The 14,928-nt window shown below is 46.7% G+C and carries 14 protein-coding genes; all 14 read left to right on the forward strand.

Features of this window, described 5'->3' with window-relative positions; translation table 11 throughout:
• Positions 1-23: 23 nt before the first annotated feature.
• On the forward strand, positions 24-692 hold the full coding sequence (locus BR63_RS02935) for a hypothetical protein (RefSeq protein ID WP_034425641.1): 669 nt from the start codon (positions 24-26) through the stop codon (positions 690-692).
• Positions 682-2,946: an SF1B family DNA helicase RecD2 gene (gene recD2, locus BR63_RS02940; protein ID WP_034425650.1), complete on the forward strand. Its 2,265-nt coding sequence runs from the start codon at positions 682-684 to the stop codon at positions 2,944-2,946. Before BR63_RS02935 ends, recD2 begins: the two co-directional genes overlap by 11 nt.
• Before the next feature lie 234 nt (positions 2,947-3,180).
• On the forward strand, positions 3,181-3,474 hold the full coding sequence (locus tag BR63_RS02945; protein WP_207724754.1) for a helix-turn-helix domain-containing protein: 294 nt from the start codon (positions 3,181-3,183) through the stop codon (positions 3,472-3,474).
• 14 nt (positions 3,475-3,488) lie between these two features.
• A complete protein-coding gene (locus tag BR63_RS02950) occupies positions 3,489-4,490 on the forward strand; it encodes a hypothetical protein (RefSeq protein ID WP_051966247.1) in 1,002 nt (333 codons plus the stop codon).
• A gap of 45 nt (positions 4,491-4,535) precedes the next feature.
• Positions 4,536-5,138 (forward strand): reverse transcriptase-like protein, encoded by a 603-nt coding sequence (locus BR63_RS02955; RefSeq protein WP_276568976.1) that lies wholly within the window; start codon positions 4,536-4,538, stop codon positions 5,136-5,138.
• Entirely contained in the window at positions 5,135-5,623 is a 489-nt protein-coding gene (locus BR63_RS02960; protein WP_051966249.1) for a metal-dependent hydrolase, read from the forward strand. Before BR63_RS02955 ends, BR63_RS02960 begins: the two co-directional genes overlap by 4 nt.
• A 26-nt stretch (positions 5,624-5,649) precedes the next feature.
• Positions 5,650-5,889, forward strand: a complete 240-nt coding sequence (locus BR63_RS02965) for a hypothetical protein (RefSeq protein ID WP_034425659.1) — start codon at positions 5,650-5,652, stop codon at positions 5,887-5,889.
• 37 nt (positions 5,890-5,926) lie between these two features.
• Complete coding sequence (locus BR63_RS02970) at positions 5,927-6,319, forward strand: TrbC/VirB2 family protein (RefSeq protein WP_034425662.1); 393 nt, start codon at positions 5,927-5,929, stop codon at positions 6,317-6,319.
• Between the two features lie 286 nt (positions 6,320-6,605).
• Positions 6,606-7,625, forward strand: coding sequence for an RNA-guided endonuclease IscB (iscB, locus tag BR63_RS02975; protein WP_243270055.1), 1,020 nt, complete (start codon positions 6,606-6,608; stop codon positions 7,623-7,625).
• Positions 7,626-7,817: 192 nt separating this feature from the next.
• A complete protein-coding gene (gene iscB / locus BR63_RS02980) occupies positions 7,818-9,083 on the forward strand; it encodes an RNA-guided endonuclease IscB (RefSeq protein ID WP_034425665.1) in 1,266 nt (421 codons plus the stop codon).
• 564 nt (positions 9,084-9,647) lie between these two features.
• Positions 9,648-9,974 (forward strand): hypothetical protein, encoded by a 327-nt coding sequence (locus BR63_RS02985; RefSeq protein ID WP_034425859.1) that lies wholly within the window; start codon positions 9,648-9,650, stop codon positions 9,972-9,974.
• Between the two features lie 512 nt (positions 9,975-10,486).
• Complete coding sequence (locus BR63_RS02990; protein ID WP_153802194.1) at positions 10,487-11,098, forward strand: hypothetical protein; 612 nt, start codon at positions 10,487-10,489, stop codon at positions 11,096-11,098.
• Positions 11,099-11,101: 3 nt separating this feature from the next.
• Entirely contained in the window at positions 11,102-13,114 is a 2,013-nt protein-coding gene (locus BR63_RS02995) for a VirB4 family type IV secretion system protein (protein ID WP_051966290.1), read from the forward strand.
• Entirely contained in the window at positions 13,104-14,927 is a 1,824-nt protein-coding gene (locus BR63_RS03000) for a TrbL/VirB6 family protein (RefSeq protein ID WP_034425855.1), read from the forward strand. Before BR63_RS02995 ends, BR63_RS03000 begins: the two co-directional genes overlap by 11 nt.
• Position 14,928 lies beyond the last annotated feature (1 nt).

A 14,928-nucleotide genomic window follows, 5' to 3' on the forward strand; every position in this document is an offset into this window, starting at 1 on the left:
CGGACAAGGGAGGAGGGGCATAAGTGGGGTTTACATATGCAGTATATGTTGGTGTCGGGAAAGAAATTGAAGTATTAGAAAAAATCAAAGCAAAAATACAATTATTCGGCAATCCCGGCATTGTTGAAATTACAGCACTTGAGACCTTTGTTCAGTTCGTCGATAAGAAAATCAGAAAAAAAAGCATCAAAGCAATGCATGAGGGTTATCTATACGTGACTGTAGAAAAAACCGAGAACGGGCTTTTGGAGATGGACCGTTCATGCTACCATTTCCTGCGTTACATACCTTTTGTGAAAAAAATATTGAATTGTTTTATACCCCAAGAAATATGGGAGAACATAAAAGCAAACATTGATACTGAACCCGAGATCGGAATTTTGGATTCCTCCAAAAACTTTATGCTTGTAAAAAAGGCTAGAGAAATACTTGCAGTTCTCAAGGCAAAGAAAGAAGAGAATTCAAGGAATTTTATCAAAATACTTTCCAAAATATACAAAACTGAAAAAAGAAAGGCTCATGGAAAAGAAAAATTTTATATGATTCCCCTCAGTTTGATAAATGTTGTTTCAGGTCCGGAGGACTGGCCACACAAATCGCCACCGGACGGACTTGAGCAAACGCTCGCTCAAACGCTGCTCCACAAACTGAACAACTTTTTTGACCACATCGCTGCACAATATGGCAAATAACGAAACAAAACTGAGAGGGACAATCAAAAAAATCCTTTTTCCACGAGCCAAAACCACAGACATCGACTTCGTAATTGCTGTCTTTGGCAACGACGACTTTGACGTTGTTATCAAAGGCAACATTTACGGTGCTGTTGAGAAAGAAGAAATCATCGTTGAAGGAGAATGGGTTGAGGACAAGAAATACGGTTTGCAGTTCAAGGTAAACGCATGGGAAAAGCCCATCCCATCAACGAAAGAGCAGGCTTACGAACTGCTATCCTCCAGCCTTGTGAAAGGCTGCGGACCCAAAACGGCCAGGTTAATCGTGGACTCCCTGGGAGACGGAGCCATTGAAACAATTTTGGAACAAAAAGAGGCATGTCTCTTGCCAATCAAAGGCATCAGCAAGAAAAACGCCGGGAAAATAGTCGCAAGCCTTTCTGAAAACTTCAATGTGCAAAACATCATAAAACATCTGGCACAATACGGCGTAACAGTAAAGATGGCGATTAAACTGCACAAGGAATACGGAAGCAATGCCGTTCCGATTATATTGAGAAATCCTTATGAACTGACCAACTTGAGCATGGTTGGTTTTGACCGGGCCGACATCATTGCAAGAAACATGGGCATTGCAGAAGATTCATTGTATCGTTGTGAAGCAGCCGTCATACATATTATGCGTGAGCAACCCGGCCACTGTTATGTGGACAAGCCCGACCTGATCAGGGAATGTCAGGCTTTGCTTAACAAAAGATCAGCAATCGAAATAGAATCAACGCTCGTTGAAAAGGCAATAAACAACTTGTCAAAGAACAACAAACTGCAAGTAGAAGAAGATAGGGTATATCTGAAACAGTTGTACCAGCTTGAAAAAACCCTGGCACAAAAGGTAGCGGAACTTGTTTTCGCCAAAGGTCCCGTTGTGCCCAGAAGTAAAATTGCCAGAGAACTCATAAAATACCAAGCCAGAAACAAAATCTTTCTTAACGAAAAACAGCAAGAGACAATATATAAAACATTTGAGAACAACATCCTTTTGCTCACAGGCGGACCGGGAACGGGCAAGACAGCCACAATCAAAGCCGTAGTAGAAATATACAGGCAAGTATTCCCTGATCACACAATAGCCTTGTGTGCTCCTACCGGGAGGGCTAGTCAAAATCTATCGAAGATTGTCGAAATTGAGGGCAAAACTATCCACAGGCTGCTTAACTGGGGAGCAAGAAAAACGGAAGATGGAACGGAAACGACATCTATCGAAAGGGACGAAGCCAATCCCCTGGAAGAAGATTTCGTGATTGTCGACGAGCTGTCCATGGCCGATATAGAACTTGCCAGTTGCCTTTTTCGGGCTTTAAAAACAGGCAGCAGAATCCTTTTGGTGGGAGACGCCGACCAATTGCCATCCGTAGGGCCTGGTGCCGTACTGAGGGATTTGTTGAAAAGTCCCGTGCCAAGCGTCCGGTTAACGGAAATCTACCGCCAGGCAAAAAACAGCCTGATTGTGGAGAACGCCCACAGGATAAACAACGGCCAAATGATATGCACCGTCCCGGGAAGAAAAGATTTTATCTTTTTGGAGCGGTCTGATCCTCAAGACGTGGAAGAAACCATACTGGCCTGCATAAAGAGGCTTTTGGAGATAGGCTACAAAAAAGAGGACATACTGGTTTTGTCTCCAATGAAAAAAGGCGTGTCAGGCGTTTTATCCCTCAACGAAAAGATAAAATCGCTGCTTAATCCGCCTAATTCAAGAAAGAAAGAGCTGGTTGTAGGAAGCAAGTCATTCAGGGTGGGCGACATCATTATACAAAACCAGCGAAACGATGTAAATAAAGGTCTCTATAACGGCAATATGGGGCTGGTGAAAAACATATGCGTCAATCCTGATGATCCGGAAAGCCGGGAGGAGGGGCTTTTATGCGAAATCTGGGGCAATGAAATATTTCTAACCAGGGAAGATATAACGGAATACGACTTCACAACCGGATACTGCATCACGACCCATAAATCCCAGGGCGGGCAGGCAAAGGTTGTCATAGCTCCTGTAATTACAAACCACTATATCATGCTTACAAGGAATATTCTTTATACGGCAATAACCAGAGCAGAAGAAATGATGATTATGGTAGGCCAAAAGAAGGCCCTGGCTATGGCCGTAAAAAATACGACTCCTAACTTGCGGAAAACTTTTTTGTCGGAAAAAATCGAAAAATATTTGTCGGAAAAGCAAAAAAAGCAGTTGACGGCAAATTTTTTCACATGTTAAACTATTGACAAAAGGGGTGGGCGAAGCCTGCCCATTTAAATTGGGAATATTTGTAATTAAAACAAAGCCTTTTCCAAGGGCTTTTTTTATTTTTCCAAAAAGCCCGACAACCCGCATAATTTATAAATCCAGTGCGGGAAAACCTCGGAATTCATTCCGGGGATGGCTTATACGAACCGAGAAGGCTCGGGCTTCAGTCCGGCACAAATCAAAAAAAAAGGAGTGTTGGAATTGGTGCAAAGAAATCTAAAAAATAAACAAAGGGAAAATGTATTTATTTGCAACGAAAATATTTTTGATCTTCCAATAAGCGTGTACGCAAAAATGGTATATATATACCTATGCAGTTGTGCCGGTGTGGCAAATGAATTTTTGCTGGCAAACAACACTATTACCCAAAAATGTTCACTGTCAAAAAACAAAATACAAAAAGCAATAAAAGAATTAGTAGAAATAGGACTCCTGTCAGAAAAGAAGTCTCAAGCTGGGAACAGTACTACTAAGTTTCTTGAATTGCAGTTGTTGTAAAGGTGATAACTGCTATGGTAAATAAAATCTTACTCGATGAATACCCTTTGCTGGTTTTGCCAAGATTGGCAACACTCATTGGATTAAACGAGTCGATATTCCTGCAACAACTTCACTACTGGCTATTATCTAAAAACGCTAAAAACATGGATGGTAAAGACTGGGTTTTTAATACTTACTCCGACTGGCAGAAACAATTTCCTTTTTGGAGTGCGAAAACAATCCAAAGGATAATAACTCAACTCGAAAACCGGGGATTAATCATAACCACCACAGAATATAACACATCAAAAATAGACAAAACGAAATGGTATACAATAAACTACAAAAAACTGGAAGAACTAGTTGGAGAATCAGAAATAAGACAAAAAGCGAAAGAAAATAGACAAGAAAAACCCTCGACGGAACAAAATGACCTCTCGACAGGACAAGTTGACCTCTCGACAGGACAAGTTGACCTCTCGACAGGACAAGTTGACCTCTCGACAGGACAAGTTGACCTCTCGACAGGACAAGTTGACCTGTCCATGAGGACAAGTTGTCCAGACAAGAAGTATTTATGTAATATATATAATATTAATACTACAGAGACTACTACAGAGAATAATAATCAGTCAGTCAGTCAAATAAGTAATGTAAGTAATATAAGGGGAAAAAATGGAAATTCCGACGGACGGACTGACGGATTTTCTTTTGACAAGCGACGATGGGAACTCATAAAAGAGCAGATATGTCTGTGCGACTTCGACCCAGAGGATCAAGTAATAATCGAAACTGCAATAACAGGGCTGCTTTCGGGAGATTACGACAACAAAAAGCCTAGGGCGGTAATCTACAGCATCTTGGAAAAACTCGACGCACTCAGCGTGGAAAGGGCACTTTCTAGCTATCAAAAGATAGACTACAGGGAAAAAATAACAAACCCGATCCGGTACTTCCAACAGTGCCTTTTAAATTCCCAGGCAGAGGAAGTTTTGGAAAAGAAAAGGTTTGCCTTGCAGTTTTCTGGGCCCTGAAAACAACAAAACTGAAAACAACAAAAAAGGGGGGAGATTGCCATAATCAACTGTTTTTTCGACGGTGCCAGTTCCGGCAACCCCGGACCCGCAGGCATAGGAGCCATAATTCTGGACAAAGGCGAGAAAATCTGGGAAATATCAAGGTACATCGGTGAAAAAACAAATAATGAGGCTGAATACATTGCCTTAATCGAGCTGCTCAAGGAGTTGCAAAGAAGGGGCATCGAAAGCTGCCGCATTTTTGGCGACAGCCAGCTTGTAATCAACCAGGTTACAGGCAACTGGAGAATCAATTATCATCATCTTTACAAACTATGGGCACAAGTCCATGACCTGCTGAAGGAAGGACATCAACTTGAATGGGTGCCCAGGGAAGAAAACAAGCTGGCAGACAAACTAAGCACACAGGCGATTGCCAAAAAAATCACAGAAAAAACTGAACCCGCAAACAACGAGCGTTTATTTCGGGCAAAAGAGCTTGCTCCCGGCATATTTCTTGTTCCTTCCAGCCGAAATATTCAGACGGCTTACGTTGTTGATCTCAACAACGGAGCCTGTACTTGTCCTGCTTTTATTTCGGGGAAAAAGAGACCATGCAAGCATTTCATCGCCATATCAGCGGGAAGGGAGATGGTCACAACTTGACCGGACCTACGCATCTCGCTACTGGTATACTTATAACCGCATCTTTGACCAGTGATCCGAAAGGGCTGGCGATAGGCATGGTGGCATCCCTGCTGCCGGACATAGACGAGCCTGGCAGCATGATTTCCAGGAAAATTCCGATCATCCCTTATATAATAAGCCTTTTGGGACACAGGACAATAACCCACAGTCTCATAGGGCTTGTTTTATTTTCCGGTTTTTTGTTTGTTTATGCAAAAGAATATTTGATGGTAGGAGGTGTTGCATACCTGTCCCATTTGATTCTGGATACCCTGACTCCAGCCGGGGTGCCGTGGTTTTATCCTTTAGGCAGGAACTACAGCCTGGGCCTTTTCCGGACAGGCGGGCTGACTGAGGCATTGTATCTGGTCCTGCTTTTTGTGGCTGGAGCCGTATGGGGCCCTTTGTTGTTCAAGCCCTATATGGCACAACTTGCAAACCTTAAACGAATGTTAATGTTTTAAGCGAGAAAAAAGAAAGGGGTTGTTTTATGAAAAACCCAGGTGTTGCAGCAGTTTTAAGTTTTTTCATCAGTGGTTTGGGGCAGATATACAACGGGCAAATAGGTAAAGGATTGATAATACTGGGAGTGCAAATTGTAAATGCTATTCTAACTGTAATCTTAATTGGTTTCATTACAGGCCCCCTTGTCTGGATATGGGCAATCTACGACGCATATTCGACGGCTAAAGAACTGAACGAACAAACCGGCACTGTTGCCGGGCCATGATTTTTTTTGTTGATTTTTGTTGAAAGGAGAGATTTTTGTGAAAAATGTTAAAATCTTGAAATTATTGAGTATGGTTGTTTTAAGCGTCATGTTTTTATCCTTGGTGACAACGGCTGCATTGGCGGATAACAATACCGGCAGCAACAACAACATCATAGACAGAATCAACCAGGCCAAAGGCAACGACAGCATAAGCAAGCTGGAGAAGAAAGCCAATGACGTGGCCAACTCTTTTGTCAAATTCTTGCGGAACACGGCGGCCATAATAGCCGTGGTGATGTTCATACTGGTAGCCTATTCGCTTTTGTTCAGCCCTGATGTAAGAACCATATCCGACTGCAAAGGCAAGGTCAGTGCACTGGTATTGGCGATAGCCGTAGCGGTAATGGCTGAGGAAATAGTCGGGACTCTGTTGGCATGGTTTCAGTGAGATCAAAACAACCGGCCCGAAAGCTTCTGTACGAGGTATTCCTCCCTAGCGGTCGCTCGGTGATTGTAGAGGCAGTTGATTCTACGCAAGCCAAACGAAAAGCCTGCAAGTACTGGGGTTGTCAACTACCCACCGCCTATAGAGGCGGGGGCTTGTAGGAGAAATCCAGCAAGCCTGGTTGATTAGCCCCCTTACGAAAGTAAGGAGCCGTTCAAAGGGAATGACATAGGCACTCCGGGGTACTCCACACGCTCCGGACACTGCGGCTGGTGGTTAAACATCGCTGATGGGCAGGCGAAGTGCTGCCAGCAAAAACCCCTTTGAACAAGGGCGAAGTGGACCAACAGCCGCAAGGCTGACTTATCTCAGAAAGAGGGATACTATGGTATACGTTCTCTCCAAAGAAGGCAAACCTCTCATGCCAACAGAAAGGCATGGGAAGATGCGTCGGTTGTTAAAAGAGGGCAAGGCCCGAGTGGTTAAGGCAAGACCCTTTACTATTCAACTAACCTACGAAACCACAAAATACACACAGCCAATAACCCTAGGTATAGACGCAGGCAACCAAAGAGTAGGATTTTCAGTTATCACCGAAAAGAAAGAACTACTGGCCGGGGAGTGCCAACTTTTGCAAGTTCAAGCAGAGAGAAACCGAGAACGGCTAATGTACCGCAGGCAAAGGCGAAACAGGCTGCGGTACAGAAAGCCTCGGTTTGATAACCGCAGAAAGCCCGAAGGATGGTTAGCCCCAAGTCTACAGAACAAGCTTGATGCTCATATAAGGCTGGTGGAGAAAATCAAATCAATACTTCCCATAACACAGGTTATAGTGGAAGTGGCCAACTTTGACATTCAAGCTATTAAAAATCCTGGTATCCAGGGTGTGGCATACCAGCAGGGAGAGCAGTATAACTTTTGGAACCTGCGGGAATATATCCTGCACCGTGATAACCATGAGTGTCAAAACCCGGGCTGTAAAAACAGATCCAAGAACCCGAAACTACAGGTACACCATATCGGATACTGGAAGGGAGACTATACTGACAAGCCAGGGAACCTAATCACGCTATGTAGCAAATGTCATCGGCCGGAAAACCACAGGGAAAGCAAATTGCTGTGGGGCTGGCAACCGAAGGTAAAGTCCTTCCGGGCCGAAACCTTCATGTCAACCGTCCGGTGGAAACTGGTCAATACACTGGGTTGTGAATACACCTATGGCTATATCACAAAGTCCCGCAGGACAGAGTTGAGGTTGGAGAAAAGCCACGTCAGTCAACCACCCCGGACTGAAGTCCGAGGCTTGTAAGCCTCTGGTTAACCAGCCTCAGCTTGGAAAGAGCTACGTTAGAAGGGTCAAGACACCCTGGGATGCGTGCCCAAGTTCCAGGCTCCGTCGTCGGCGGTTAAACAGCTCTGAGGGGTAGGAGCAGTGCCGTCGATGTAAAAAGCCTTTCTAACATTGGCGATGGGCAATTTACTCTGAAAGGAGGTAGGCTATTTGTTAGTCTATGTGCAAAACAAACACGGTAAACCTTTGATGCCGTGCAGTCCGAGGAAGGCAAGGCTGCTTCTGAAACAGAAAAAGGCCAAAGTTATCAAAAGAACGCCGTTCACCATACAACTTATCTACGGTTCCAGTGGATACAAACAGGCCGTAAGTTTAGGGGTAGACGCCGGGAGCAGGACTATAGGTTTATCCGCCACTACTGTAAAGAAAGTATTGTATGAAGCAGAAGTCGAGCTAAGGAACGACATAACAAAACTGCTGGCAGACCGAAGGGAGTTAAGAAGAAGCAGAAGATATCGCAAGACAAGATACCGCAAGCCGAGGTTTGATAACCGCAGGCGACCAGAAGGCTGGCTGGCTCCTTCTGTCAGGAACAAGATTGAAGCACACACAAAAGCAGTACAAATGGTATGCAAGATGCTACCTGTGACCAAGATCACTATTGAGGTAGCCAGTTTTGACATCCAGAAGCTCAAGAATCCCGAAATATCTGGCGTCGAGTACCAGCAGGGAGAGCAGTTGGGATTCTGGAATGTCAGGGAATACGTCCTGTGGAGAGACGGTCATCAGTGTCAAGGTAGACCGGGATGCAGGAACAAGGTCTTGAACGTACACCACATAGAAAGCCGCAAGACCGGGGGAGATGCCCCGAACAACTTGATAACTTTGTGTGATCAGTGCCATAAGGACTACCATACAGGGAAACTAAAACTCAACCTCAAACGAGGTCAATCTTTCAAGGATGCGGCTTTTATGGGAATTATGCGTTGGATGGTTTACAACAGGCTAAAGACAATATATCCATATGTGCGACTTACTTATGGATATATCACCAAACACACCAGAATTGCCAATGGCTTAGAGAAAAACCATCGCACTGATGCTCGCTGCGTCAGCGGCAATCCGCAGGCACAACCCGACAACACCTGGTACTACTTCAAACAGGTACGGAAACAGAACAGGCAGCTTCATAAGGCAAACCCTATCAAGAGAGGGATTTGGAAAGCAAACAAAGCACCGAAATACCTGTTTGGATACCAACTGTTTGACAAGGTGCTGTACGAAGGGCAGGAGTGTTTCATCTTTGGTCGCAGGGCCAGCGGGTATTTTGATTTAAGGAAACTGGACGGGACAAGAGTAAGTCCGTCGGTTAGTTGTAAAAAACTAAAACTGCTCGAAAGAGCAAGCATATTTCTATGCGAAAGGAGGAACAGCGACTTCCTCCCCGGAATGAATTCCGGGGTTTCCGTCGCCTAATTTCTATGATGCTTTCGTCATAGCCGGCGGCACTAACCAAAACAGGACAATCCCTATCACTATTCAGCAGGTAAGGAGAAATAATCGCAGTTTACAGAAATTTTATGATGCAAAGTATATTGACCTGCGTACTGGCGAAAAGGCAAGTGGACAGGACTTAAACTGTGGTCGAAGGACACGGAACAAAAACCTCAACACCGAAAATCTCCGAAAATATCGTGGAAAAAAGGTATCGCCGGGGCGGGTAAATATCCGCAAACAGAGATACCCTTATCAACCAGGCGATACGGTACTTTATGAAGGACAAAAATGCACCGTTAAAGGAGTACAAAACTTGGGGGCTTATATTAAACTTTCAGAACTAAGCAAACCCGTCAAAACATCAGAAGTCGGTATTTTGTACTACGGAAAAGGGCTTCGTGTGGGGTGGTAACTGTCATTCATCCCCAACCTATAGAGGTCGGGGTCTTCTGCCGAGAATTGATAAACCGGGCGATCCCTGGCTGGGACTTTCGTCCATGAAAGCACGAAAAATTACAAAGAAAGAGGAATAAGAGGAATAATATGTCTTACCGGGAATTTCACGAACTGCCTTACCAATCGGGCATAAAAGAAAAATTCTTTACCCTAGGCCCCGTATCCTTGTCACTGGACGAATCGGCCTGGGTGTTTTTCGGAATAATCCTGAGCTATAACATGACAAAACATGTGCCGCCTATGGAAATGTTGAGTTTTCCCTTTTCACACTTGTACTATGTCATCCCGGTGTTGGTGACATACTTTTTTGCCAAAGCCAAACATCCCCGGACGGGAATTTCTTTATGGAAATACATAGCCAGATGGCTTGCCATACGAAAAAGGGAGAGGGTGTTTTACTACGGCAGGGGATGAAACAATCCGGAGATGAATTGATTTGTGATGGACCAAAGAGAAGATCAAGACAATCAAACAGTTCGGCAGTTGGAAGGACAACAAGGAAAAACGCCGGCAAGCCAAAAAAGCATTATGTGAGTTATATTCTGAAACGGCAAACATTCCATTACTGCCGGTGCAGTTTATAAAAAAGGCTGGATCAAGGTCCAGGTGTATGACATAATGCTAAAACACCAAATTTCATGTGCAGAATAAACGAGCATTGCAACGATAAGCAATGCTTTTTTCACAAAAAAGAGGTGATTTGTATACACAAACTGCTCATTTTGGCTGCTATTTTAGGTGGCCTTTTTCTTTTATACAAAATCCTGATAAACAAAAAAACCGGCAAGGGAGAAGAAAAACCCAAAACAACTCAGGACTTGTTTGGAAAAGATGCATTTGTAAGCCCAGACGGGATCATTGAGACGGGGGGCGTGTTCAGAGTATGCCTGCAAGTCTCACAGGTAAACATGAGGACCAACGCCGACATGGAAAAATTGAAGGTCTGGGTGGCGTTCCGGTCCTTTTTGAACGAAATCGGCCTGTCATATACCTTGCTGCAATTATCCCAATTCGTCGATGTCCGGGAATACGCCCGGTGGTACAGCGAACGGCTGGAGAAGAGCAGGCTGACCCCTCAACTTAAAGAAAGCGGGCAAAACGTTGTGAAATTCATTGAGGAACTGGACGAAAACAAAAACTCCCGTGATTATTCCGGTTACATCGTTTTCCACTATGATCCCGACGATCCTCTTTTCCATGCTGAAACGGGCGTCAAGACGGGGAACCCGAAAGTGGACGAAGTGATTTCCAAGCTTACGGGCAAAAAGCATTTGCCTGCGGAGGAAAGGAAAAATCTGGCCCGGATGGTCTTGAACGAAGCTGTGCAGATCACAAGAAGCTATGCCGAGCAGATGGGCATGCAGTGCAGGCAGCTTGACAGGGCCGGTGTATATGATCTTTCGTACAGGGTTATCCAGAAGGACATGTCCGCCTTTTCCGGCGTGGAAGAAGCCAGTGACGCCCAGTGTTTCACCCCTTTTCACGACAGCCTAACGGCAAAGCTGGTGCAATTGGAGACATCCGGGGGGAGGGAATAGTTTATGGCTTTCAATATCTTCAAAAAACACAAAGAACCGGAACAGGCAAACAAAAAAACAATCAAGGCGGGCAAGAACAACAAAACCGGATTGTATGAGGGCAAGCCGGAGCCTGTGGATTTCATCGCTCCTTCAATAGCCAAGGAACTATTGCCCGCCGACCGGGCGGAAGGGTACACCGTGGGCGACTACATGGTGGAGATAGGCGGCACGGCTGTTCCATGCAGGTACTACAGGTCCTTTTTTGCTGAGATAATGAGCGGCAACACCTGGGGCGGGATGCTGGACGACCTTGGCAGGGGCAACTTCGGTGACGGCGACGTGGACATCGCCATCCATGTCCGGCCTGCTTCTTCGGATATGGAACTTCAAGAACTGAGCCGGAGGCTGAGAGGCTTGATGTCGGACCTGGCCTTTGAGGGCGACCCTTCCAAGATTGATGCCATCAGGGACGAGATTGAGGACATCAAGACCCGCCAGAAAAAGCTGCGGATGGAGATTGAACGCTCGTTCAAGACCACTATCCAGGTTATTGCCAGCGGGACCGAGCTAAAAAGCTTCAAGATGTACTGCAACGCCCTGGTCAAAAGGTTTGCGGGAAAATCCATCTATCTTCGTCCTGCCGACGGCAAACAGCTTGAGGCGTTGAGGGGCATCCTGCCCATAGTTCCTCCCCAGCCGGTCACCGGCGAACATGGCATAACCCTGGAATCTTCCAACCTGGCCGATCTCTTTCCTTTCGCCCAGGGCGGGATAAGCCACAAGACCGGCATCATCCTGGGCTTGGACGGTTTGGGCCGTCCCGTATACTTCGACCAGTGGCACCCTTCTTTGCCCAATCAGCACATGATCATCCTGGGCCGGTCCGGGGCCGGGAAAACCTACACCACCCAGATCATCATGCACAGGAGCATGCACATAGGCCGCACGGTGGCCGTATTGGACTGGAAGGGCGAACACAAGGACTTTTTCCTGCTCAATGACCTGCCGTACATAGAGTTTCACGAACATTCGCAAGACAGAATAAACCCCTACGACGTGGAAGTTACCCAGGATGTGGACGGAATCCGGTTTATTGACATTGAAAGCGTGGCCAACAACGTCCAGGCCCTCGTGTTCAAGATGATAAGCACATATGACAGGGAAATCCTGACCGGACGGGTGAAGGTTTTCATCGGGGAGGCCATAAGGCAGCAATACGAGGAAGCGGGGATAACCAAAGACCCTCGGAGCATTTACCTGCGTACCGTCACGGACGGCAAAATTTCCACAAACAAAAAGAAGCCCATGCCCGAACTGGGCGGTTTGTATCTCAAGATGGCCGCAAGCGAACACGAAGAAGTAAGGAAAGCCGCAGAGATGCTGAAACCTTTTACCAGACACGGCTCCAGCCCTTCCTACGCTATCTTTGACGGCCAAAGCACGGTGGAACTGAAGGGGTATCCGGGTTATGGTTTTGCGTTGAACCGGCTGGACAAGGACGTGATGCGTCCCATCGGGCTTTCAGCTATAGCCATCTGGCTCAACGAAAACTTTGCCAAGTCCGATGTCAGTCAGGAAAAAATAATCGTGATTGAGGAGTGCCAGAACATCTTTGACGACCCGGACGTAGGCGGTCCCTTTGCGGAAACGGCCTACCGGGAGTACCGGGCCACCAACACCGGCGTGTGTGCCGTAACCCAGGGCCTGGAGGTTTTAAGCCGCACCAATGCGGGGATTGCGGCAGTAAAAAACTCGCCTATAAAAATCATCGGCAAACAGGAATCTTTCGATATTGAAGCCATCCAGGGCAAGCTCAACCTTTCCGAAGGCGAGGCCGCCTTTTTGCTGGGGGCCAAGACGGGCCAACTCATCCTGAAAGTGGAGGACGAATCGGACATAGTCCTGACAAAAGCCTCGGACTATGAGCACATGATGTTTACCACCAACCCCAACGATCCGGCTTATTACAAACGCAAGGAACTGTTGAAAAAGAAATACGGCGAGAAAGGAGAGGAAGGGGGAAATGAGCGGTAAAAAAACCTTATTTATTCTGCTCCTTGCCTGCTATCTTCTAACGAGCGTTATAATACCGACAAAAGCTATAGACTACTACGACTATGAAGCCGGAGTATTTGAAATAAAGGACAAACAGACAGAAACAGACAAAGACAACATCGAATCCCTGATCTACAACTCGGAGACCAGGGAATATTACCAAAAAAACAAGCCCGGCTACATGGAGAGGGCTGTGGCTTCCTTCATAATCTCCGTGATAAAGTGGATTATGAACACCTTCCATGTGGCAGACCCGGTGGTTTTAATTTTTGGCAAAAACCTGGGAACGGAGGATGAGCAAGCCACCCTGTCGGGCTTTCTGGGCAGCGGGAACAAAGACGATCTGATACTGGGCATTTTCCCGGAACCTTTCTTTAAAGGCATATCAGTGCTTTACACAATCTTTGAAAAACTGCTGCCCTTCCCTTTGGCGATTGCCGTAATTCTACTGGCTGTCCTATTAATGATGGGGGCAGGCACCATACAAGGCAGAACCCGGGTCAAAGACAACGTGGCAGCCATTTTTATAGCCCTGATTCTCTTGCGTTTCGGGCACTATATCTGGAGTTGGCTTATAGAAATAAACAACTTTCTGATTGACCTTATCTGGGCCTACATGCTGGACAGCGGCGTAAAGCCGGGTGCCCTGATGGACATAATCTGGGGCGGAAAAACCGGTTTTGAAGGTGCGGCTTCCATGAACACCATTTCCGTGGCCATACTCTTGTTCATGGCCGCCATGATGATCCTGGCCCTGAATTTCCAGTACGTCATGCGTGCCATTATCCTGGGCCTTTTAATCGCCATCTTCCCTTTGGTTGCGGCACTTTCTGTCTTTCCTTCCTTCCGGGGATCGCTGGAGTCCTGGTTCCAGGAATTTTTCGCCAACACCATCATCCAACTGGCTCATGCCGTGGCTTTGGGCGGGTTTTTCATCATTCTTTACACGCCCGGGATCGGAAAGGGCGGCATATTCTGGCTGATGCTGGTGTATTTCATGGGCTTGCCTGCCATAGCTGGCCTGGTAAGGTCCATGCTGGGTCTTAAAGCGGGTTTTGGCGGCATAATGGGAGGGGTGGCCGGTATCGGAGGGATGCTCGGCGGCATAGGCGGCAAGTCAGGCAAGGCAGGCGGCCCGAAAGACAAGATGCCTGGCCCTGTGTTGGACGAAAAGGGGCAGACATCTTCCGGAGGCGGCTTTAAACCCAAAACCGGGGCTCAGACGACTGTCGGCAAAGTGCTGCAAGGAGCCTACAACATGGCGGGCAGGGTGATGTCCAGCAATGCGGCAAGGACTGCCGCCAGGATGGGCGTGGGAGCAACGGCAGCCGTTGCCGGCGGCGTTTTGTCGGGCATGTTGACGGGCGATTTCGCTTCCGGGGCCAGAGCGGGAAAAAACTTGAGCCAGTCGGCAATGAACGGTCTGGGCTGGGTGGGCGGAAAGGTATCAACAATACTGGACAAGATGAAAGGACCATCAACCAATCTGCCGGAATACCGGGAGAACAAGAAAATTATGGACATGGCCCAGGAAAACATGAACAAGACGAAACCACAGTTGGACCTGGCATATGCCCAATGGAAACATGCCGAGGCGTACCATAGCAAGGGGTCCCCGGAGATAAACGAGGCATACAAAAAGTATGACGAAATCCGTACCCAATACAAAAAAAACCAGGCGGACGAACTTCTGGCCCGCACAAGGCTGACCACCATGGGTTACATCAAGGAAAAAGCCGCCCCTTTGAATAGCAGCAACGCCTCTTATTCGGAGCGAAGGGGGCGGGTGTAAA

This window comes from Thermanaerosceptrum fracticalcis, assembly GCF_000746025.2.
GTDB classification, from domain to species: Bacteria; Bacillota; Peptococcia; order DRI-13; family DRI-13; genus Thermanaerosceptrum; species Thermanaerosceptrum fracticalcis.

Excerpts from the sequence above, each read along its gene's own strand:
- iscB (WP_243270055.1), top strand. The coding sequence starts at position 6,606 with ATGGGCAGGCGAAGTGCTGCCAGCAAAAACCCCTTTGAACAAGGGCGA.
- BR63_RS02950 (WP_051966247.1), top strand. The coding sequence starts at position 3,489 with ATGGTAAATAAAATCTTACTCGATGAATACCCTTTGCTGGTTTTGCCA.
- BR63_RS02995 (WP_051966290.1), top strand. The coding sequence starts at position 11,102 with ATGGCTTTCAATATCTTCAAAAAACACAAAGAACCGGAACAGGCAAAC.
- recD2 (WP_034425650.1), top strand. The coding sequence starts at position 682 with ATGGCAAATAACGAAACAAAACTGAGAGGGACAATCAAAAAAATCCTT.
- BR63_RS02985 (WP_034425859.1), top strand. The coding sequence starts at position 9,648 with ATGTCTTACCGGGAATTTCACGAACTGCCTTACCAATCGGGCATAAAA.
- BR63_RS03000 (WP_034425855.1), top strand. The coding sequence starts at position 13,104 with ATGAGCGGTAAAAAAACCTTATTTATTCTGCTCCTTGCCTGCTATCTT.
- BR63_RS02990 (WP_153802194.1), top strand. The coding sequence starts at position 10,487 with ATGGAAAAATTGAAGGTCTGGGTGGCGTTCCGGTCCTTTTTGAACGAA.
- BR63_RS02965 (WP_034425659.1), top strand. The coding sequence starts at position 5,650 with ATGAAAAACCCAGGTGTTGCAGCAGTTTTAAGTTTTTTCATCAGTGGT.